General features: G+C 47.0%; 18 protein-coding genes. All 18 read right to left on the bottom strand.

Annotated features, from left to right (window positions below; translation table 11 throughout):
• Positions 1–29: 29 nt before the first annotated feature.
• Entirely contained in the window at positions 30–1,244 is a 1,215-nt protein-coding gene (locus C2U68_RS00820) for a TIGR04063 family PEP-CTERM/XrtA system glycosyltransferase (protein ID WP_140910609.1), read from the bottom strand.
• A gap of 52 nt (positions 1,245–1,296) precedes the next feature.
• Positions 1,297–2,364 carry a nucleotidyltransferase family protein gene (locus tag C2U68_RS00815; protein ID WP_140910608.1) on the bottom strand — a complete coding sequence of 356 codons (1,068 nt, stop codon included), beginning with the start codon at positions 2,362–2,364 and terminating at the stop codon, positions 1,297–1,299.
• Positions 2,361–3,218 carry an HprK-related kinase A gene (locus tag C2U68_RS00810; protein ID WP_260839152.1) on the bottom strand — a complete coding sequence of 286 codons (858 nt, stop codon included), beginning with the start codon at positions 3,216–3,218 and terminating at the stop codon, positions 2,361–2,363. Before C2U68_RS00810 ends, C2U68_RS00815 begins: the two co-directional genes overlap by 4 nt.
• A 369-nt stretch (positions 3,219–3,587) precedes the next feature.
• A complete protein-coding gene (locus tag C2U68_RS00805) occupies positions 3,588–4,373 on the bottom strand; it encodes a hypothetical protein (RefSeq protein ID WP_140910606.1) in 786 nt (261 codons plus the stop codon).
• A 99-nt stretch (positions 4,374–4,472) separates the two neighbouring features.
• Positions 4,473–6,362 carry an XrtA/PEP-CTERM system amidotransferase gene (locus tag C2U68_RS00800; RefSeq protein ID WP_140910605.1) on the bottom strand — a complete coding sequence of 630 codons (1,890 nt, stop codon included), beginning with the start codon at positions 6,360–6,362 and terminating at the stop codon, positions 4,473–4,475.
• 21 nt (positions 6,363–6,383) lie between these two features.
• Positions 6,384–7,520, bottom strand: coding sequence for a TIGR03088 family PEP-CTERM/XrtA system glycosyltransferase (locus C2U68_RS00795; protein WP_260839151.1), 1,137 nt, complete (start codon positions 7,518–7,520; stop codon positions 6,384–6,386).
• Positions 7,521–7,524: 4 nt separating this feature from the next.
• Positions 7,525–8,721 (bottom strand): TIGR03087 family PEP-CTERM/XrtA system glycosyltransferase, encoded by a 1,197-nt coding sequence (locus C2U68_RS00790; protein WP_140910604.1) that lies wholly within the window; start codon positions 8,719–8,721, stop codon positions 7,525–7,527.
• 2 nt (positions 8,722–8,723) lie between these two features.
• The gene (locus C2U68_RS00785) at positions 8,724–9,743 is read right to left on the bottom strand and encodes a FemAB family XrtA/PEP-CTERM system-associated protein (RefSeq protein ID WP_140910603.1); all 1,020 of its coding nucleotides are present in this window, start codon (positions 9,741–9,743) and stop codon (positions 8,724–8,726) included.
• Positions 9,740–10,609 (bottom strand): XrtA system polysaccharide deacetylase, encoded by an 870-nt coding sequence (locus C2U68_RS00780; protein ID WP_140910602.1) that lies wholly within the window; start codon positions 10,607–10,609, stop codon positions 9,740–9,742. The genes C2U68_RS00785 and C2U68_RS00780 overlap by 4 nt, the downstream gene beginning before the upstream one ends.
• Positions 10,610–10,616: 7 nt before the next feature.
• Positions 10,617–11,741 (bottom strand): non-hydrolyzing UDP-N-acetylglucosamine 2-epimerase, encoded by a 1,125-nt coding sequence (wecB, locus tag C2U68_RS00775; protein ID WP_140910601.1) that lies wholly within the window; start codon positions 11,739–11,741, stop codon positions 10,617–10,619.
• A gap of 8 nt (positions 11,742–11,749) precedes the next feature.
• Positions 11,750–12,778 carry an XrtA/PEP-CTERM system-associated ATPase gene (locus C2U68_RS00770; RefSeq protein ID WP_140910600.1) on the bottom strand — a complete coding sequence of 343 codons (1,029 nt, stop codon included), beginning with the start codon at positions 12,776–12,778 and terminating at the stop codon, positions 11,750–11,752.
• A 12-nt stretch (positions 12,779–12,790) separates the two neighbouring features.
• Positions 12,791–14,458 (bottom strand): TIGR03016 family PEP-CTERM system-associated outer membrane protein, encoded by a 1,668-nt coding sequence (locus C2U68_RS00765; RefSeq protein WP_140910599.1) that lies wholly within the window; start codon positions 14,456–14,458, stop codon positions 12,791–12,793.
• Positions 14,445–15,134, bottom strand: coding sequence for an XrtA-associated tyrosine autokinase (locus tag C2U68_RS00760; protein WP_260839163.1), 690 nt, complete (start codon positions 15,132–15,134; stop codon positions 14,445–14,447). Before C2U68_RS00760 ends, C2U68_RS00765 begins: the two co-directional genes overlap by 14 nt.
• A 21-nt stretch (positions 15,135–15,155) precedes the next feature.
• Positions 15,156–15,353 carry a hypothetical protein gene (locus C2U68_RS21470; RefSeq protein ID WP_260839150.1) on the bottom strand — a complete coding sequence of 66 codons (198 nt, stop codon included), beginning with the start codon at positions 15,351–15,353 and terminating at the stop codon, positions 15,156–15,158.
• 10 nt (positions 15,354–15,363) lie between these two features.
• Positions 15,364–16,917: an XrtA system polysaccharide chain length determinant gene (locus tag C2U68_RS00755; RefSeq protein WP_140910598.1), complete on the bottom strand. Its 1,554-nt coding sequence runs from the start codon at positions 16,915–16,917 to the stop codon at positions 15,364–15,366.
• Positions 16,918–16,972: 55 nt separating this feature from the next.
• The gene (locus tag C2U68_RS00750) at positions 16,973–17,650 is read right to left on the bottom strand and encodes a polysaccharide biosynthesis/export family protein (RefSeq protein WP_140910597.1); all 678 of its coding nucleotides are present in this window, start codon (positions 17,648–17,650) and stop codon (positions 16,973–16,975) included.
• Between the two features lie 21 nt (positions 17,651–17,671).
• Positions 17,672–20,092 (bottom strand): tetratricopeptide repeat protein, encoded by a 2,421-nt coding sequence (locus C2U68_RS00745; RefSeq protein ID WP_140910596.1) that lies wholly within the window; start codon positions 20,090–20,092, stop codon positions 17,672–17,674.
• Positions 20,093–20,133: 41 nt separating this feature from the next.
• Entirely contained in the window at positions 20,134–20,871 is a 738-nt protein-coding gene (locus C2U68_RS00740; protein WP_140910595.1) for a PEP-CTERM/exosortase system-associated acyltransferase, read from the bottom strand.
• Positions 20,872–20,891 lie beyond the last annotated feature (20 nt).

Genomic DNA, 20,891 nt, shown 5'->3' with positions numbered 1-20,891 from the left:
AACTAAAAACAACGATCCGAGGCTGTCGTTCACACATTGCGTTGGCTTAGCAATCCATCGTAAACGGCTTGGTAATGACTGACGCTTCGCTGCCAGTTACGTTCTCGTTCCACGTAAGTTCGGCCCGCTCTCCGAATTGCATCCCAGTGTCCCTGATCCTGCAACGCAGACAATATGGTATTAGCCAAGGCATCGGCATTGCCCGCCTCAAATAGGTAGCCGGTTTCGCGATCTTTGATCAACTCATGGTGTCCGCCGACATCCGATGCCACCAATATCCGACCTTGCGCCATAGCCTCCAATGGCTTGAGCGGCGTCACCAGATCGGTCAATCGCATCGACATTCTCGGGTAAACCAACAAGTCTACTAAGTTGTAATACTGTTGCACCTGATCGTGCGGTACCCGCCCCGGCATGACGACCCATTCCTGCAAGCCGAGATTTGCAATTTTTTCGACAATTTGCGGCTGTTGCGGCCCACCTCCGACCAACAGCAAGCGGACATTCGGTTGTTGCCGGGCGATTGCAGGCAAGGCGTCCAGCAATAACAACAGGCCCTCGTAGGCGTAAAACGAGCCGATAAAACCCAAAATGGTTTTTCCGGTCAAACCCAATTGCTTTAACAACTCAGAGTCGGCTTGTTCGCCGTAATTAAACTTTTCTATATCGACCGCATTCGGGATGACGGTGATTTTATCTGCCGCTATCCCGCGTTGAACGATATCGCCACGCAGGCCTTCGCATATTGTGGTCACAGCATCCGCCCGTTTGAACACAAAGGTTTCCAAGTACTTGGTCAACCGATAACGCAAACTACCTTCCAGAGTCGTACCGTGGTCCACCGCTGCATCTTCCCAAAATGCTCTGCACTCATAGACTAACGGTAATCGGAACTTATGTGCGGCTCGGAGTGCGGCCAGACCGTTTAAGGCTGGCGAATGCGCATGCAGAACATCCGGTTTTATTTGCGGAATTATTTCGGTAAGACGCCGGTACAGAGTTTCGACTATCGCCCATTGGTTTAAGACCGGCAACCCAGCCAGCCAGCCTGTTGGCTGATCCGAGCGATAAAATTGCAAACCGTCTATCTCTTCGAACGCTGCGGTGTTTCCCAGATGCTTGGCCGATGTGACGTGATAAGTTTCCCAGCCCAATTTACGTTGCTGCTCCAAAATGGCCCGGGTGCGGAAGGTATATCCGCTGTGCAATGGGATGGAATGGTCCAATATATGCAGAATTTTCATGTCAATTAGTATTGTTTTGCAATTAGCTGCGACCCCCAGAGAGCATCACAAACTAATGTTTTTCTTTACCCATCAGCCTAAACCAAGCTTTTCTAGACAAATGCGGAAACAGCAAATACCAGGGCATTTTCAGCCAATGGGACCTTACATATAACAGCCATCGGGCTAACCCAGTCCATTGATCGCCGCAACTCGGGTGCGCCGGCATGAGCGCCCTGAGAAACAAGAAATCCATCATCTGTAATCCGAAGCGTCCCGGCGCCGCCTGTTGACTTCGTTGCTGCACTTCCGCAGAAATGGGTGTTTGCAGAATGATATTCAGATACCGGAAAGCATAAAAAATACTCCGCTGCAGCCCCAACTCAAAAGCCCGCTCGACCACAAGCATAGCAATATCCTCGGAACTGTTTCTAAGCAAACTGTCCAGGTCCACCAAATCGCGCAATCCGTGATCCAATTCGCCATCGTAAAACAAATGTACCGCGCTGTGGACTACCATGTCCGGCATTTGCAACACACGAATTTGCGGATTGTCGCCTACATTGACTGCTGCTTCGATAAGCAAACTGGCATTAGGACAGGCTTTGGATGTGAGCGGCAGAATATTATGATGCAAATCGATAACGCTGCCGCGAAATACATGCCGCAACGGCGGTATTTCGTGCATCCATTTCCGGTAGTAATACTGATCGTACGTATTATGCAAACTACTGACCCAGCCATGGGCCATTAACTTTTTCTCGGCTTCGGCGATGACCGGTTTCGGTACCAACAAGTCGATATCCGAAAAAAAACGACCTCTAGCAGCCGGACAGGCAGAAGCGGCATAGGCGGCACCCTTAAGCAAGATTAAAGGCAAGCCCAACTCAGCAGCCACTTTCTTTAGGTGATGAATTTCCCACAACAAATCGTTGACTTGCTTGTCGGAATGAACCCGCGCCGATTGCAAATGACGTAACGCTCTACTCGGAATCGAGTCAGGATCGAACCGATAACATAAGACGCCCCCGAGCATTGACGCTTGAGCTTGGCGAATCAATAGTTCCCATTGTTTCAACGTCAGTTCTGGCGCCGACATCTCGCCGTTAAGAACTTTTACGATAAGAGGAAACTCGATCATTTTTTCGAGTAGGCTAAGTTCTCGAATGCCGCTATTGCATCGTCAAGCCGACTGTATCGAAAACGGTAACAATCGGCTTGGTCAACGATATCAGTAAGCACATTAAACCCGGTTGTGGCCAATATGCTGTAGTTGAACGAATTATCCGCCAGTTCCATAACGGTCTCGGCTTTACCAATGTTTAGAAGCTCGGCCTCAACTCCTTGCTGGTATTTAGGGAACACCACCCAACCAATGGGACTCGATTGGTGTTGCATTTCGACGCTGGCAGTAGGCGGTTGCACATGGCAAACGCTACCTTTGACCGTGTCAGAGCTTAATGGGCCGAATACCGCTTTGGGGTAGCGGCACCTGATTAGATCGATAGACTCATTCTTTAAACTAATGGGACGTGGGAAAGGACTCGCGGAACCAGTCTGAAGATCCACCAAGGTTAATTCGTCGGACAGCAAGCGCCACCCTTCTTGTACCAAACTAGCCGTCAACGTACTTTTTCCCGAACCCGGCGGCGCCGGCATTACCACTGCGTAACCGTGTTTCTCGACCACGGCGGCGTGAATGATCAAAAATGTATTGATTTGGCTGGAAACACACCAGTTCATACCCCACTCTATTAAAGCGGGGGCATGCTGATATGGCAACGGGTCAAACGGTGCAAAGCCGTCCGATAGAAAAACAGCCTTCTTGCGAAAAAAAAGTCTGCTTACATCGTTTACGACATTTAAGTCGACATGAAAGTCAATGAAGGAGTCATCCGCTAATTCGTAATCTCCATAAAGAGAAGATATAGCTTCCGCCAGACACTTAATTCTTGACTTAATTGAAAATACGAAACAACCGATTTGAAGTATCAATCCGCTCCCGGATATCGCCTCGCGAACAGCAGGTAAACTTAACTCACGTACTCGCAACGAATTGTTTCGATAAGGTTAATTTTGGAAATTTCTGCGAGAGTCGATAGCATCAAATCGCGCGACTGGCACACGTCGGTTTTATCGCCATTTGTTTGACCAGCCCACTCCAGCAAATCGTCTAGACTAAATATAGCCCCCGAACAGCAATATTCAAGCAAAGATTTTGAAACACCTGCCATAAGGTGGGTTTCGCCAGAGGACTCATGGAAAACAAGCAATGCGTCATCATACTGATGGCATATCACATTTCCAACACTACGCCACAGCACGGTAGCACCATTTAGCACGGCGGGATTACTTCCCCAAATACTAACAATTACCGATAAGGTGTTTGCAAAAACCGATAACCGTCGCCTCGTCATAATCTGTGTAACATCTTCTGACATCGGCCGGAGTAGTGCCTATAAAGTTTTTGCCATGGCAGGCATTTACAAATAACCAAGCGAAACAGTTGTCCAGAGTGTAACTTCCGGCACTCAAATCTCGAATGCAATCGTGCAACGATCTGTCGTCCGGCACTCCATTGCTTCGCGCGTATTCCAAGGTGATATAAGTTGAAGCATTTTCTAACGATTTGACATCAGCATGCTTGAACTGGCCCACAGTATTGTATTGGGATGCAGTACTTGTTCCAACAGTAGAGTCCCAAGTATCTCTGGCCCTCCACTTACCTTTATTCGTTGTAGAAGTCGATGGCGAACCGTCGCTTAACAATCTATCACGCAAACAATAGCCGCCTTCCAAAGGCGCCCCACTTTCGTGAGTCTTGGTGAATGGTCTGCACTTGATGGTGGTGTTTGTCGGCCAATTTGTTGCCGTGCCTGCTCCACAGTAATGACTGGGTGGATTTGGAGTCGGCGGCACATAGGTTCCTGTGCCTGAGGGATCAACATTCCCAGCGCTGGCGTAAGATTGAAAACCGGAAATCGTGCCACAACTCCGTTTCCCTCCGCCCCATGCCGAACGGTTGGCTAAAGTCATGACGATCGGAACAGCGACACTGGCCTTTGCGAACGTCCGCCGCGTTTTGTCTATGGCCGCACCGCCGGTTGATTGTTCGCCATGTTCGGGCAACGTATTATTTGCATCGCTCATTTCTGCTCACCCTGGATTTAACTTTGAATTACGTCACACTTTAGCAAAACACTTTTCCGGTGTCTATTGCACAGTTGTACAAGGGATATTTCTTAACTATCAGGTCAGATTATTCCGCGCAAAGGCCTCGAACATCAATAGAGACCAAATTGCGGCACTGTAGTCGCGCAACCCCGATTGGTGCTGACTAACGATATGCTGTAAATAACTATGATCGAACCAACCTGTGTTCGCCAGCGTGCTACCCAACAAAGCGTCTTGCACCCGCTGTTTCAAAGGACCTCTAAACCAACTGCATAGCGGCACCGAAAAACCCATTTTAGGTCGATAGAGAACATCGTACGGCAAATATGACTCCAACGCTTTCTTGAAAACATATTTACCTTCCCGACCTTTTAACTTTAATTCAGGCGGCAAAGTTGCCATCCATTCCACCAGCTTATGATCTAGCAACGGCACACGCACTTCCAACGCGTGAGCCATACTGGCCCGATCGACTTTGGTCAAAATATCACCAGCCAAATAAGTCTTCAGATCCAAATACTGGACCATCGACAACGAATCCTGCGGAGCCCGATCCCGGTAACGATGGAACACCTCAACCGCCTGATAGCCTTGCAAATCACGCCGCAAACTTTCGCTGAACAATTCGGTACGCATAGCATTCGACAACACGGAAACGCTATGGAAATAACCGGCCATCGAATCTCGACCGATCGCCTCCAAAGTCGTTTTTGCGCGAAGTATTTTCGGCGCCCAATCCAACTTCGGATAGGCCCTACCGAGAGCGGAAAACAACGGCATGCGCAATGCGTCCGGTAATACGGATCGGACCCGTTCTTCATAGGTGTGCCAGCGGTAGCGGCGATATCCAGCCAGACTCTCGTCGCCGCCATCACCGGAGAGCGCCACGGTAACCTGCTTCTTGGCCAATTCGCACACCCGATAAGTGGGCAACGCGGAACTGTCGGCGTAAGGTTCATCGTACAAGCCGGAAAGCTGATCGATCAAACTGAAATCATCTGGATCGACCTGCTCTACGCGGTGGGCGGTGTGGTAACGCTCGGCAACTCTAGCGGCAAATTCAGACTCGTTAAAATTAGGGTCACCGAAAGAAATCGAACAGGTGTTCACCGGATCAGCGGACAAACCTGCCATCAGCGCCACCACGCCGCTGGAATCAACGCCGCCGGATAAAAATGCGCCTAAAGGCACATCGGCAACCATCCTAATTTTAACCGCTTCCCGCAAACGAGCAATTAGCTCCTCGCCGGCTTGGACGGGGTCAACCGAACCCACAGGCTGGAACGTTACATCCCAATATTGCTTCGGCCGAAAACCCGCATCGCCCCGCTTGATGGTCAAGCAATAACCGGGCTCCAACTTGTACACCCCCCGGTAGATGGTCTTCGGATCGGGAATGTAACCAAATCCGAAATAGTCCTCTATGGCCGTGACATCGACGTCCTTAGGCAACAACGGATGCTGCGTCAATGCCTTGAGTTCAGAACCAAAAATAAACTGTCCGTTTGACAGCTCCGCATAGAACAAGGGCTTAACCCCAAGACGGTCACGAGCCAGGAATAAGGTTTGCTTCAGTCTATCCCAAATCGCAAATGCAAACATGCCGCGCAAGCGTTCGACACAAGCCTCGCCCCACGCCTGCCAGGCGTACAAAATGACCTCGGTGTCACAGTGAGTTCTAAAGCCGTAGCCTAAAGCTTCGAGTTCCAAACGTAGTTCAGGAAAATTATAAACTTCGCCGTTGTACGTCAATACGACGTTTCCGTCCTGGCTGTGCATCGGTTGCTGCCCACTAGACAAATCAATAATCGATAAGCGGCGATGACCAAATCCCAATCCAGGTTCGGTATGTAGCCCACCCTCATCCGGGCCGCGATGAAACTGGGACTCGTTCATGCGCGACAGCAGACTGCGGTCTATTTCGCTCAATCCCCGAATATCGAAAATACCCACTATCCCGCACATATAAAATCTCTCCGACGCAAATTATTGCCCGTCATACACTTGCTGGTAACGAGCCACCATACTATCGATTGAAAACTCAGCATGAATTCGCCTCAGGGAACCTTCTCCAAAGCGGCGGCGGCATTCGCCATCTAACGCCAATTCATTCAAAGCCATCGACAGACTTACGACATCCTGAGCCGGAACCAATCGACCTGTCTCGCCATCGGTCACGAGCTCCGGATTGCCGCCGACACGGGTTGCGATAACCGGCAAACCGCTAGCCATTGCTTCCAAAATCGTATTTGAGATCCCTTCTGCAATCGAGGGCAACACAAAAATGTCCATTGCACGCAATATCACCGGAATATCGGCTCTCTCTCCAGGCGACCAGACGCAATCCGCTAAATTCGAGGCACTCAACAAATCGATAGCTTCTGCTTTCAACGGGCCATCGCCAATTAAAAATAATCGGCAACGTTCGGCAAATTCTGCCGATTGCTGACAGCTTAGGATAAAAGCGCGGACTAGGGTAATTTGGTCCTTAACCCCATGCATACGGCCGACGGTACCAATCACAACTTTATCGCGCAATGCCAAACCGCAACCATCCGGAACGATAGCCTCATTCTCGCCAGGATAAAACACCGTTGTGTCGACTCCGTTACAAATACGAGTAATCTTGCTTCCCGATATTGCCACCCTATCCCGCAGGTAGCTTTCCAGATGGCGGGACAATGGAATAAATCGATGAATAATCGACCCCAGTATTCTGCGTAACAACTGATACTTGACGTTGCTCCCGTCGGGATCGAACACATCCCAGCCATGCTCGCCATGTATGCGGTAACTCACACCCGCCAACAAAGCGCAAACTTGGTATTCGATGGCCGCTAAATTGCGCGTGTGGACGATTGCCGGCCGCAATTGCTTCAATAACCGATAAACGCTACGAAAGGAGCGCCAATCCTGACCGGGCCGTTTGTGCAATTCAAAAATTTCGACGTCGGGCCGACAGATACGTTGACTGAAATCGGTGCTTTCAGTCAAACAAATGATCGCGTGACGATAACGAGTTGTCGGCAATTTATTGACAATATTAACCAGACCATTTTCGAGCCCACCAACTCCCAGTCGGTAAATGATATGTACAATCAACGGCGGCTTCGCTTCGGACACAGCCTCACTCCCCAGCCAGCATTTGGCGCAGCCGCCGGCCATTCTCAGCCCACCCGAAACGGTCTTGCACAAAACGGCGGTTTGAATCACCACGCTCCGGCTGGTTTTCTAAAAACGCCAAAACCCGGTCGGCGTAATTTTCCGCGGTGTCGGCCACCGCCAACTGCAAATCCTGCGTGATCGGTATGCCTTCCATTCCGGCAGAAGAGACAACCACTGGCTTATTCATCGCCAAGGCTTCCAAAACCTTATTTTGAATACCGCGAGCAATCCGCAACGGCGCCACGATCAAATCGGCGTAGGCTATATATGGCCTGACATCGTCGACGCGACCGGTGACAATCACCGCAGCACTATTCTCGGCCAATTGCAGAACCTCTCGCGCCGGCTTGGAGCCGACGATGTAAAACCGCAATGCGGGACTTTTTGCCAAAATCAACGGCAACACTTGTTCCGCAAACCATTTAACCGCATCAACATTAGCCCAATAATCCATGGCTCCGGTAAAGACAATCGATTTCATATCGGCAGAGAACGGCCGTTGATAACTAAGCGCAGGATCAAAGCGCTCTATATCGACACCATTATTCACGTACGTAATTTTGTCCGCGGCCTCGGGCGCCAACGATCTGAATAGACGGGCTTCTTGTTCCGACACGAACAAAGTGGCGGCGGTGCGCGCCGCCATGACGCGCTCGAACTCCAACAACTTTTGGGCCTCACGCCGATAAACCCAGCTAGCAGGCCACGCCTTGCTCTGGGCGTATTGCCGCCATTTGTCGGAATCGACATCAACAAAATCGGCAACAACCGTTAACGCAGCATGCTTACGCACGAACTGAGCCATTGGCGAAGAAAATATCAACGCCCGATTGATAGAATGCTCACGGATAGTCTGGTCTACCCAAGCTTGCAATTCGGCATTGCGATAATACGGTAAACTTAAGGCTTCATTCGTCAACAAGCCGGACACGCTCTTGAGTTTTGCGAGTCGAGGATCGAGATCGACGCAACAGACTTGTTTACACACATCAGCCAAGGCACCGACGTACTGGCGATCATCAGGGTCGTCTACAAACGTACCTAGAAAAATGTCGTAGTCTGCCAACAACGCCTGTAAAAAGTGAAAGGAGCGGATCTTATCGCCCTTGTTCGGCGGATAAGGTATCCGATGAACCAGATACAGCAAATTGGGCTTCATGCTCAACCCAAGTCTTTGGCTAACCAAGGACCGATCCACTGACTAACCGGGAGCGGCAGTTTTTTCCAAGCAGCTATAAACAGTTGGTATTTTGGATTGAGCGGATTGATTTCCGGAATTTGTTTTGCCGTTACTAAATCTACTTCATAAAACAAGGGCTCGGGCTCGAAACCCCAGTGTTTCTTGAAACGGAAGGATCCGGTACCGATTTTACTGCGGCCGTAATCGAAAATCTTGCACCCTCGCTCTACAGCACGGCGCATCACTTCCCAATACATGAAATCGTTACCTTTCAGATCCCTAGCTGCTTCAACACCGCCGCCGTAGTACGGTAAAACCTCATCCTTGTAATAGAAATTCATGACGCTGGCAATTAAGCGCCCTTCATGCTCTACAGTCAGCACTTCGCAACGGTTGCCGAAAACTTCCTTTAGGATGCGAAAATAGTTTTTCGAAAAAACAGGCGTGCCTAAATTTCTGACACTTTCCGAATAGGCGGCATAGAAGCGATCTACATTGTCGTCGATAATGCTAACCAAACCGGCCCTGATACCAGCACGTACCATCGCCCTTTGTTTTCTGGGTATCGCGTTTAGATTTTTTTCAACGTCCGGATCCAGTTCTTTTCTGAAGGTCACGTAAAGTTCTTTATGAGGCCACTCTGGATGTGCCTGCACCCGATTTCGCATTTCCAGACAATCGACCCTCAAATCCCTCGCTAATTGCTGCGCCTGCGTTTTTAAGGCCGTGAATGACTGATCGTCACTCGCCAGGATACCGCCGTATACGCAGAACGCATTCGAAACCAAAGTATTTCCGAACAACGGACTTTTAATGTGGGTTAAGGGCAATATCCCGGTGATTTGACCGTCTCGCTCGCAATAATAGTAATAAGTAGGATGCCCGAAAGCCTGTTTGATTACTTGCTGCCACCCCGCCAAATGAAAAAAACTGCCTCCGGAAGTTGCCAAAACAAACTTATCCCAACGCTCTGTTTGGGAGGGCTCAAGCAATTTAATCATGGTTGGTGGGGACGGTCTGATTGGGTTAGGAATACATTACGCATGGTGTCCCAGGCAAAATCGCTAAGCAGGTTATCCAGTCTATGGTGCATCTTGCCGAGATTTAGGTAATGCCTAAAGCGGGTTTTAAACGATAATCCCTCTCGCCGGGGCTGCTCCGGATCGATTTCCCACGGGTGAAAATAAAATATACCGGGCTGCTTTTCGTAATTATTAATGTAGCGGTAAGCCCACTTAGAGAAAGAATAGGGATATAAGCGGAAAAATCCGCCGCCACCGCACGGAATATTACGCTGGAGCAGATTCAACGTAGTTATCGGAATTTCCAATAAGCCTGGGGCGTTGGCTGGCCGATAAGCGAAACGCGGCGCATCTGGCATGCCGTATAAATCGTGCTTTACTGGATAAATGCTGGAACTATAAACAAACCCTTCTTCCTGCAAAATTTCCAAAGCCCAAAGGTTGTTTGCGCCTATCGAATAGCTAGCAGCTCGGTAGCCGATAACAGCCTGCCCCGAAGTATCTTCCAGAATATTTCTACTCAGGCGCAGGTCTTCTAGAAATTGGTCCGGCGTCTGTTCAGTAACGCGAGTATGCTGGTAGCCGTGGGACGCTAACTCGTGGCCATCGGCAACGATTCTCCGTATCAGTTCAGGATAACGCTCGGCGACCCAACCCAACGTGAAAAACGTCGCTTTAACCTGCCTCTGCTCAAACAAATCAAGAATTCGGCTGGTATTTTGCTCGACCCGGTGCGGAAGATTATCCCACTGGTCGCGCGCTATATGCCGCTCGAATGCCGACACCTGAAAGTAATCTTCGACATCCACTGTCATCGCGTTAACAGGCTTAATTGCTGCGTTCATCAGTTTGTTAGCCCGCTAATTGATAATGCCGCAAAATCTCCTCCACGATTCTAACGGCCGCCCGACCATCCCAATATTCAGGCACCCGACCTGATTTACCGCCGGTCGCCATAATATCGTCGACACACATCATGATTTTGATAGGATCACTACCCACAATAGTATTGGTACCTTCAGTTACGGTAATAGGCCGCTCGGTATTTTCGCGGAGGGTGATACAGGGCACACCCAATGCAGTGGTTTCTTCCTGTAGCCCGCCCGAATCAGTCAACACTAACTGGGCTGACTGCATCAATCCCAAAATCTCCAGATAGCCCACTGGTGGGAGCAATACGATATCCTGCTCCGCCAACTGCGATAACAAACCAGCCTCGCGCAGTTTTTGCTGGGTCCGAGGATGTACAGGGAACACCACAGGCAATTTTTTACTGATATCCACAATTACCGAAACCAAGCGCGATAGTGTTTCAACATCATCGACGTTAGACGGCCTGTGCATAGTTAACAATGCATACTTTTTTTCGGAGACAAGGCAATCGACGCCATATTTTTGCAAAATCTGAGACAAGGAATCGGCCTGTCTGCAATTCGCCAGCAGGGTATCTATCATGACATTGCCGCTGAATTTGATCCGCTCGAGCGCAATTCCCTCTTTAACCAGATTGGTTTCCGCCGCTCGTTCGGTCGTAAATAGCAAGTCCGAAATCTGATCGGTAAGAATACGGTTTATCTCTTCCGGCATCTCCCGATCAAAACTCCGCAATCCCGACTCCACATGAATCAGCGGAATATTTTTTTTAACCGCTACCAATCCGCATGCAATCGTAGAATTAACGTCACCAACAACCAGAACGGCAATGGGTTTGACCTCGTCCAGAACCGGCTCGAAACGCAACATGACATTTGCGGTTTGGACCGCATGCGTCCCCGATCCAACCCCCAAATCGCAATCCGGCTCCGGAATACCCAATTGTTGGAAAAACGTATCCTTCATCGTTTGATCGTAATGTTGGCCCGTATGCACAAGATAAGGGACGATCCGATCTTTTAATTGTTGCATTTGCCGAATAATAGGCGCCATTTTCATAAAATTCGGCCGTGCGCCGACGACACAGACTATAGTTTTAGGCATTATTAACCCTATTCGGAATCCGTTGTTTCACCGTAAACGCTATCCATATCCAACTGTAGCAAGATCGCCTTTCTAAGCAGGGCTTTCTCCTTATTGGCGCTAACCCTTAAGCCGTCCACGATACTTTCCAAGCGATCCAATCTTTGCTCCAAGCTCGCATCGAGACCACCAACACGACTGGAAACCAGGGGTGGCATATGAAAGTCTTCATCTCCCGATTCGAGCAACATCTCCTCTTTGACTTCGACAATCACCTTTTGCACTGCTTCTTCGTTCAATAGTGCCAGTTCCTCCAAATAACCGAACAACAATAGACGATCGCACAACGAGTTAATTCGCCGAGGTATACCGCCGGTAAATTCGTGAATCACATCGAAAACACCCGGAGCAAATTCCGGCGTTCCGCACCAACCGGCAGTTTGCAGGCGAAACAAAATATATTCCTTAGTTTCTTCCAAATCCAAAGGATCGAGTTGGAATGTGGAAACTATGCGTTGTTTTAACTGTTCCATGTCAGCCGCATAAATAGTGCGCTTCAATTCCGTCTGTCCAACCAAAAACACCTGGAATACTGGGTTGCCGTTCACATCCAGATTCGTCAACATTCGCAACTCTTCCAGCGACTGTTTAGGCAAATTTTGCGCTTCGTCCACAATCAGCAATAACCGCCTTCCTTCTCTCGCTTTTTCGACGATGAATTTTTCAAAGCCCGATAGCAAACTAGCCTTGTCAGTCAAGGAAAATGTGAAACCGAACGTTGATGCAGCCATTCTCAGAGTATCTTCCGGCCCGACCTGAGACGTCATCATTACGCCGATCAACAATTTGTCTTTATTCAAATTTTTGATCAAACTTTTTACCAACATGGTCTTGCCGGTACCGGGCGAACCGATGACCAACACAAAGCCTTCACCCTGGGTCAGGCCATAATGCATATAGGCCAACGCCCGTTTATGGACTGAGCTTTGGAAAAAGAAATCAGGATCCGCGCTGAGCTGAAAAGGCTTTTGGGTGAGATTATAAAAACCGTCGTACATTCTTAAGATAATTCAGAAACGAACATTGAAGTTGGCTGTTGCACGGTTTTCAGTATAGTCGAAACGTGAAGTGTCAGAACTTTGGTTGATGTGGCGAAACTCTAATCTGGTATTCATCAGTAACGGTCTTCCGAGATTTATAGGTATTGCGCGCGTAAGGCCCAATGCGACATCGTACCGGGTGTTATCCGTAATTTGGCCCTCGTTATGCTGCCAAGATGGCCTTAGGTAAAAGTCCAACCTTGGCTCGATTTGCCACTGCCACCCGCCGGAAATGCCATAAGACATGTCCTCGCCAGCTCGAAGTTCATATGACCGCCTCTCGTTATAAACCGAAGCGTTATAACTGCTTTTGCCGGATTGGTAACTGACCGACAATGCTCCGCGTTTGCGAATAATGACATCATTGACCAAATCGAATGGATTTGCCACGAGCCGAGAGTTATTAAAATTGGGGCCGGGAATTAACCGAGTTCCGGTTGGGTCTGACGGGTCCACCATCAAAAAACCCTGAGTAATTAAATCTTGAGTGTTGATCACTTGACTCAGATTCCCAGATGCATCTCTGAGGAAATAGCCCTGCTCGGTCAATAACTGCTGAGTTGTGGTAGTCTCTTGACTATAGTTGAAGCCGATATTAGCTCGCTGAAGCTGATACCTCAGACTCGCATCCCAAGAGTCTCCAGTGTTCAGCCCTACATCCTTGTTACGATATGTAATGGTAGAACTAAAATTGTTCGACGGATTAAATTGTAGCGTGGCATGCTTGTTATTACCCAAACCTACTTCTAACCAATACCAGCGGCTGGGGCTCCAGCGTCCGCCAAGAGTATAGAAGAAGCCGTTTCGTATACTATTTTGCGTAGTCTGATAATCATTATTTTCGAACCCTGCCTGACCGAAAACGCTGAACTTTCGATTAAAAAAATAACGCATATCTCCTTGATACTGTTCAAAACGGACATCCTGACCTGTTCCTCTAGTTTGTTCCGTCGACGAATAATTTAGAGCCCAATTCACGCTGCTAAAAAAAGATCCGCTCGATAGACGGGCTTGGCGCGTAAAAGTATCGGAATCAGTTACAAAATTATCCGGGACCACACCTGTTGTCCCTTCCGAAGTAGCGTTGTCAAAAGTAGACCGACTATATCCAACCTTGACCAACCCACTCCCAAACGAACCGAATCGTGGCGTCCAATAAGGAGAGATACTAAAGTTCTTATTCTCGGTTCGGCCACCGGAACCGGAAATATTATCGGTGGTAACAAACGCATTACTAATATTTTGTTGACTAATTGAACTTGTAGTCTGTATGTATAATGTATTCCTCACCGCCTGATACAAAGACGACATATTCAGTTGGTGATTAAAATCCAGATCATCACGCCCACCGGCATTGTGCAAACTCTGCAGCCGATAATTCAGATTAAAATTACTCCAAGGGGATGCACCGTTTAATGATAGCCCTGGGGTAACTTCGGTCACGAAGCCGCTTTTTTTATCAACGTTAGCGAGATTTATATTGTCAGTGAACGTTTCGGAAGCAGATAAACTAGGAGTCACGCGCCAATCAAATCCGTAACAGACTTCTGAAAAACCAAAATAAGCAAAAAGGCCTGCGGCAAGCAGACGCCGGCTGGCTTTATCAAACGAAACCCCACGACAATCAAAAATGGCCATATTTCCCGTAACTGTAGTTATGACCGTATATATCTATTTCTTTTCTCGTTTTATTTAGCAACGTCATTACCACGTCACAATTGCTCAGTTTCGAAACCGATTCATTTACAACACTCTGCGGAGTAACTTCCGCAGCAATAACAAGTACGACCTGCCCAACAAGCTCGGCAAGAATCTGAGCCTGGGTAGCAACCAAGAGCGGCGGGGAGTCAAAGATAACGATACGATCCTTATAGCGGCGACTAACTTCCTCGGCAAACAAATACATTCGCTGACTAGACAACAATTCGGTTGAGTACTTATGCCGCTTACCCGCAGTAATAATGCTCAAATTCGGCAAATCGGTTTTTAATAAAATGTCTGAAAAAGTGACTCTGTCGTCCTCCAAGTATTCAATCAATCCGCGAGAGTTATCAATTCCAAGCTGTTTAGCTACACCCGGTTTCTCAACATCGGCATCAATAAGCAGAACGCTTTTATCTCTTTCATTAGCGATGCTAAGTGCCAAATTAATCGAAACAAATGTTTTCCCCTCTCCAGGTAAACTGCTACATATTAAAATCAGGTTAGACCGGTTAATCCCGTTATTCTCAGCACCTTGGATATTGTTAACCAAAGGACGCTTTATCACCCGAAACTCTTCAGCAAGTTGAGACTTAGCATTGTTACTATCAATGAAACCATTTTCAGATAGTGCTTACCAATCGATAACGACCTGCCTGTCCGCAACCACTTTGGTCCCAATACCGAAATTTGTGTTGTCGGACTCTACTAAATCGATATCCTGCAAACCTGGTTTTTTACCGACATCCAAACTGGCTGGCTCGACAGTTTCGCTATTGACAACCAAGCCTTGTTTAGCCGCTTTCTTTAGCGCATTTTCAATAATACTCATCATTAACGCCTTATTTAAGTATTTCTAGCGCCATAATTCCAAAATATCCAGCCACCAATAACAGCAACGTCGATACTAACACCCAGTCGACGTTACTGGATTTGGTTATGCCCTGGGAGGTTAAGGACACACTGCCCAAAGAAGGGAGTCCAGTTACCACGCGAACTTGGCGCGTAGACATAAAAACCGGACGAATAAAATAAATTAAAAAAGCGACGCAAAACCCTATTACGATACTTACCAGTAAAACCAACGAATAAAATAACTTTCTGTTCGGAAAGCTCGGCTTATCAGGTTTACTCGGAGGATCAGCTATTTTAAACTTTAATCTTGAAGTTTGATCATCCACGCGCTCGGTGATGTGTGCCTGCTCCCTTCTTTCCAATAACTCAGAATATTTACGACTGATCGTTTCGTAATCGCGATTTAGATTTTTCATCTCCGTCTCGATAGTTAAACGCTCATTCAAACCCTCCTCCAGTTTGGCTATTCGTTTTCGAATCGAATCTACTAAAGCCTCATTGGAAGCCACCTCTGCTTGGGCGTTATCAAATCCCATTTTCAGGGCTTGCACATATGGGTTTGTCATTTTAGCGGGCGCGATCGAAGTCTGTTCATCGCTCTTAGCTTCTTTTTCCACCGAAACCTGTTTACCTGCCGCCTGCTGTTCTTCCTGAGTTTTCAGCGTATTTATCAACTTATCTATTTCGATTATAGACGGATGCTTTTCGGTGTATTTCAATAAAAGCTCAGTTCGCTTGTCTTTTAGCGACTCGATTCTGGCGTTATCGGCGGACGGCACATCTTGGGAGGTCGTAGGAATCCCCCAATCTTCATCTGAATCTCGGACTTCGGCTACCTGTTCCGCGAGAACGTCTCTTCTTGATATGGCTTGCTGAAGTGCAGTATTGGCGTCCTGGAACTGCTCCTTCATTTTCTGCAATGCTTGAAATTGATCGGTATCGTTCAATAAATCCAAATTGGTTCGTTTAAACTCTTCTTTGGCCTTCTCTGCATCCTGCAATCTAATTTCATAATCCCGTATCTGCTGCTCTATGAAACGCTGAGCATCACTGGCATCAGCCAGCGCTTTACCTTCGGTTTGTTCCGAAAACACTGTTAACACCGCTTGCACCACACTCCTTGCCACTTCGGGATCCTTAGAAGCAAAGGCGATGTCGAATATATCCCCCCTTCCGCCAGTGATGGTAATGTCTTTCTTGAGACGTTCGATTAAATCCGATTTGCCGCCGAAATCGTCCTGAACTCGGCTCAACTGAGACAATTCGATAATTTTTTCCAAATTAGGCCGGGTGAACATTAACTGCTGTATTATTCTTATCAAAGCAGATATATCTGGCTCAATAACCATCCCTCTCATGAGCGGTCTAATCACTGTGGCCGAATCTATATGCACCTTCGCCTTAGATTCAAACCTATCAGGCATTAAAAACACATAAGCCCAAGCACCAATACATACCACCAACGCGAATATAACGGCTACTCGTTTGTACTTAAGCGTACCTTTTAAATAAAAATACACTTCTGAAAGATCTTGCTGCATAATTAAAAGACCTTAAATTCATTCACCATTATTAAAAAAACACCCCGAAACAGTTTTAAAAATACGCATCAGGAATAATTAAAATATCCCCTGGCATCATTAAAACATTGGCCGTTAAATCCGCATTATCAATCAAATCATCGATTCGCACAGCATACGGCTTTAACTCTCCGTTAACGTTTCGTATAACGCTTGCCCTGTTTCCATCGGCAAATTGATCAAGCCCAATTTGGATAATAACATCCAGCAATGTCATGCCTCTCTCGTAAGGGATGGATTTCCCTTGATATCGACCGATCCCTCCGCCGCCGCCGCCGCCACTGGCACCTCCGCCACCGCCGGCCCCACCGCCACCAATTCTTCCGATAATTCGAATTTGCTGATCTCGCACACCTTTAAAGCCTCCAACCATAACCACGACCTGAGGGCTTTTAACGTAAGTAGACAGCACCTTCTCGATATCTCTCGCCAACTCGAAGGGTGTCTTACCGCTTGCCAAAAGCTCTTCAACCAACGGCACAGTTATTTTTCCATCCGGCCTTACAGCTGCTGACGTCGACAATTCCGGATTACCCCATACGAATATGTTTACGCTATCTCCGGGGCCGATACGATAAGTGTAATCGGATGCCTGCTCTACGTCTTCAAGTAAAGGCTGAGCGCATCCAGAAAAAAATACGTAAGAAAATACCGCAAACCAAGCTGCGCAGAATATTTTATTGTTTATCAACATAGCCTACTAGGAAAGTCTAATTTATTTGGTTACAGAATGTTCGATCTCGAACAGCATCTTCTTCGCTATATCCACGCCAGCAAACCCCTTCTTCTGCTTATCAGAGAGAGCAATTGCCTGCTTTAATTCCGATACTGCAGTAGCTTTGTTGCCACTGCGGTAGTGCGCCACACCCAAATGGTACCTAAATTCAGGCAGTTTTGGCTCTTTGATAACGATCTCCTCCAATAATTTCATCCCATCGGCGATCTTACCGGATCTAACAAGCCCCCAAGCGTACGTATCTTGAAAATAAGGGTTTTCCGAATTTTTAAACCTCTCCGCCAACAGCACGCCTTTAGCCACATCATCGTCGCTATCAGATTCCACAAGCAAGGAAGATAAATTATTGATCGCCACGTCAACATCAGGATCTTTGGCAAGCAATTCCTGATAAATTTTTCTTGCCATTTGTTTTTCGTTAGCCTGTTCATACAGCCCTGCCAAAGCCAGACTCAATTGTATGTCTCCGGGATTGGCCTGTAGGCCCTTCGAATAGACTTGCTTTACGGTGTCGACATTTCCGCCAGATAACGCTTCCACTTTGGCCAAAGCCAAATAGGCTGAAGGAGTTCTAGGAAACTGTTCGACCTGCACGGCAAGCAACTTTTTAGCTTTGCCGTAATCTTTACTGGTCAAATAAACGTCCGTCAAAACCCCAACTATCACCTCATCAGCAGGATGTCGCTCATGGTGTTTTTCGAGATATGCCAATGCCTTTTCTTTCTGGCCTAAAGCATCATAGCTACGAACCAGATTCATCATCGAATTGAGATGACCGGGAAATTCCTGAAGAATCTTTTCATACAACACTACTGCATCGGCGTACTTGCCCCTACCTTGCAACACGTTAGCCTGCAAATAAATAGGAACCGCTTTTTCTTTGGAAAACAAAGCTATTTTATGCACAGCATCTTGAGCTTGATCCCAACGTTTTTCTAAGATATCAAGTTCCGCATCGCCAATAAGAAAATTAATTTGATTTGGTTTTAATTTAAGCGCCTTTTCCACAATCTGTCTGGCCGCATCTCTCTGACCGGTCTGAAGATAAGCTCCAAAGCTATTTGTAAAGGCCACCATGTTAACCGGATTCACTTCCAAGGCCTGTTTAAAATATCTATCTGCTGTTTTGCGATCTTTCTTAACTTGATGGGCCTGCCCCAATAAAGAGTAGACTTCGTCTAAATTCGACTTATCCCAGACTAATTTATTAAGCAGAGCCACAGCTTCGTCAGGATTGCTATTTATCAGAAAAAGCCTAGCCTTTAATAACTTAGCCGGAACAAAATCCGAATCTGACGAAAGCACTTTATCAACGATTTGTGTTGCAGAATCGTATTGCTTGGCACCAACAGCGATGTCAGCAATTAGTACTTGTGCAGTTAAACCCAACTCACTACTTCCTTCCGAGGCAACGACTTTCTTCAAACCAGTTTCAGCATTGCTTGTAAAGCCATTTGCCATCATCCATTTCGATAGCTCCACAATCGAAGCAGCCTGTTGCTGATGACGATTCACCATAGCTTCATATTCCGCAGGTACTCGATCTTTGGATCTAGCATTGAAAAATTCGAGCAATGTAATTTCCGAATCGGGCTTATAACCTTCTTTTTCTAAAACATCCCGAAGCAGGGATTCAGCCGAATCCAGCTTATTTGTCATAGAATAAATCGAAGCCAAACTCAATTTAAAATTGTTATTCTCCGGATATAGCTCGACAAGCTGCTTATAGTCTTCTATTACCTTATCGACTGCATTATTCGATGCGTTGATCTTTACCCTGAATAAACGCAATGCAATATTCTTACCATCAATACTCAAGCCCTTTTCAATTAGATTCAAAGACTCTACCGCTTGGTTAGCTTTATAAGCCAGAGCGGCCGCCAATGAAAGCACATCGACATTACTCTGATTGTCTTTCAATAATTGTTGTACGATAGTATTAGCTTGATCGTTCTTTTCTTGCTTCACATAGACAGAGGCTTCGATAATCTGAGCTTCTAAGTTGGCTGGATCTACATTCAATACGGCTTTAGCCTGCTCCGATGCTTTATCTAACTCACCAAATAACACATGCAACTTACCCAGCTTTAATCTAGCCTGAAGTAAATTAGCATCTAGCTCTAACGCCCTGATCAAGTTTTGTTTCATCGATTTATAATTATTGGATTTTTCATCCAACAACGCCAAATAGTAGTAAACCTCTCCTCTTTTATCATCACTCTGATTGGCGCTTTTTAGCTCAAGGAAAGCCTTATCAAACTCTCCTTTCTCGATAAAGTCTTTCCCTTTTTGCAGATGGCTATCGGCAGTTTCAACCGGAGAGTTACACCCAATCAGCAGAAGAAAACAAAGTAATGCCAGACCGTTATCGACATTATCTTTAATTATTTTTATAGCCACTTACTAGCACTCCCAAAAATACAGCTACAATTTAGCAAATGTTATTCAGCAATAGTTTGTTTGATCCAAGCGTATAGTTCCCGCAATTCCGAATGCATATTTTCCAATACAGACTGTGTAGTAATAAAGTAGGGCGCTCGAATACCGTGATAGTCAATGTCCCTACCGACACGCTGAAAATCTATACCTGACCGATGCATCATCCTCGGCAAAAACGGCTCCATCATCGCGAAGACATTAGTTCGCTTATCGAGCTCGGTTAAAACAGTTGCCGCAAAAAAGCAGGCAACCGCAATGGATGAAAAAGTCCTTTGCTCCTGCTGCGAGAAATGCAAACCGTTTATCTCGCCGAACCGGGTCAAAGTTTCCCCAGTTCTTCTGCGGAAAGCGCCGTCGACCGCCAATCTTGATATCTCGCATACCGTATGCCGCTCAAGCTGAAGACTACCGATCACATCTCGATCCAGACTATTGCTGCAGTATTTCTCCAAAGGCAGTGGCGATTCGGATTCTGGACCCAACGCCGGAACCATCCTGACGCAACCAGCGGGCAAACCAGTTTGAATGTGGGTGATCAAGCAATGGCGAGAATGAGGATCGTACTCGTCGATCTCAAGTTGATCTATGAAATGCTCTTGCGATTCGTACTTAAACTCTTCGCAATACACTCGATACCTTATCCGAAATACTTGCTGTTTTTGCGCAACGGTCTCCGCCAAGGAAACCCTAAAATAGCGACTAAAGCTTTCGACTAATGACAGCTTTTGTGCGACTTCCATTTTATGCGCTCTCTAAAATA

The organism is Methylomonas koyamae (assembly GCF_006483455.1).
Taxonomy (GTDB): domain Bacteria; phylum Pseudomonadota; class Gammaproteobacteria; order Methylococcales; family Methylomonadaceae; genus Methylomonas; species Methylomonas koyamae_B.
Note: the sequence above shows the minus strand (reverse complement) of the source record. Positions and strands in the feature narration are given on the sequence as shown.